The organism is Terrabacter sp. P5_B1 (assembly GCF_056400505.1).
The window spans coordinates 1-1,613 of the sequence record NZ_JBFULD010000532.1; the positions used below are offsets into that span (position 1 = coordinate 1).

Annotated in this window: 2 protein-coding genes; both read left to right on the forward strand. The window is 70.7% G+C overall.

What is annotated here, in order from left to right; genetic code table 11:
* On the forward strand, nucleotides 1-285 hold a 285-nt coding region (locus AC1DP0_RS21695), incomplete at its 5' end, for a family 1 glycosylhydrolase (RefSeq protein ID WP_478088618.1).
* On the forward strand, nucleotides 282-1,313 hold the full coding sequence (locus AC1DP0_RS21700; RefSeq protein WP_478088620.1) for a LacI family DNA-binding transcriptional regulator: 1,032 nt from the start codon (nucleotides 282-284) through the stop codon (nucleotides 1,311-1,313). The genes AC1DP0_RS21695 and AC1DP0_RS21700, both read left to right, overlap by 4 nt.
* Nucleotides 1,314-1,613: the final 300 nt, after the last annotated feature.

The following is a 1,613-nucleotide window of genomic DNA, read 5'->3' on the forward strand; positions in this document are numbered from 1 at the left end:
GCATACGTCCGCGCGCACCTCGGCGCGATCCTCGACGCCGTCGACGCGGGGGTGCCCGTGCGCGGCTACTTCTACTGGTCGTTGCTCGACAACTTCGAATGGGCGTGGGGATACGCCAAGCGCTTCGGTATCGTCCGAGTCGACTACGACACCCAGGTGCGCACCCCCAAGGCCAGCGCCCTCGACTACGCCCGGATCATCGCGACGCGGCAGCTGCCCGGCCCGTGGGCCGATCTGGACGTGAGCAGCGGTGGCGACGACACGGCAGGAGAATTCACGACATGAGCGACGGGACGCTGGCCACCCCCGTCGGGCGACCCACCCTCGAGGAGGTCGCCCGGGTGGCCGGCGTGTCCCGGGCCACGGTCTCCCGCGTCATCAACGGCTCGCCCCGGGTCAGCGCCGACGTGCTCGCCGTCGTCGAGAAGGCCATCGCGGAGCTCAACTACGTGCCCAACCGCGCGGCCCGCTCGCTCGTGGCGCGGGCCACGATGTCGATCGCACTGGTCGTGCCCGAGGACGCGCACCGCTTCTTCGGCGACCCCTACTTCGCCGACGTCGTCCAAGGCATCAGCGACCGGCTCGACGACAGCGACTACGTGCTCAACCTGCAGCTGACCCACCCGAGCTCGCCGTCGGAGAAGACCCGCCGCTACCTGCTCGGGGGCAACGTCGACGGGGCCATCGTCGTCTCGCACCACTCCGGCGACCACTTCCTCGCCTCGCTCAGCAGGTCGCTGCCCGTCGTCTTCGGTGGACGCCCGATCGGTGACGAGGCCGAGGACAGCGACTACTACATCGACGTCGACAACCGGCTGGGCGCCGTCACCGGGACCCAGCACCTGATCGACCATGGCCGCACGGCGATCGCGACGATCACCGGCCCGCCCGACATGCCGGCCTCGGTCGACCGTGAGCGGGGCTGGCGCGACGCCGTGCTCGCTGCCGGCCTCTCCGACCAGCGCGTCGCGCACGGCGACTTCACCGAGGCCGGCGGCATCCGCGCCGCGCTCTCGATCATCGACTCCTTCCCCGACGTCGACGCGATCTTCGTCGCGAGCGACCTCATGGCGAGCGGTGCGCTGCTCGCCCTCGAGGAGCGGGGGCTGCGCGTGCCCGACGACGTGGCGGTCGTCGGCTTCGACAACAGCAAGTACGCCACGCGCGGCAAGGTCGGGCTGACGACCGTCGCCCAGCCGGCCCAGGAGATGGGTGTCGTCATGGCCGACACGCTGCTGCGGCTGCTCGCCGGCGAGACCCCGCCCCGGGTCACGACCCTCGACACCCACCTCGTCGTGCGCGACTCCACCTGATCCCGTCGGGAACCGGGCACTCGACACTCGAGTGCCCACCTCCCCACCCACACCCCCGTCGGAAACCGGGCACTCGACACTCGAGTGCCCACCTCCCCACCCACACCCCGTCGGAAACCGAGCACTCGACACTCGAGTGCCCACCTCCCCACCCCCACCCCGTCGGAAACCGAGCACTCGACACTCGAGTGCCCACCTCCCCACCCACACCCCCGTCGGAAACCGAGCACTCGACACTCGAGTGCCCACTTCCCCGTCCGCGCACCGTCGGGAAATGGGTACTCGACTGGGGCCTGGGCG

Bases quoted from the DNA above. Each gene is read 5' to 3' on its own strand.
- AC1DP0_RS21700 (WP_478088620.1), top strand. From the start codon at position 282: ATGAGCGACGGGACGCTGGCCACCCCCGTCGGGCGACCCACCCTCGAG.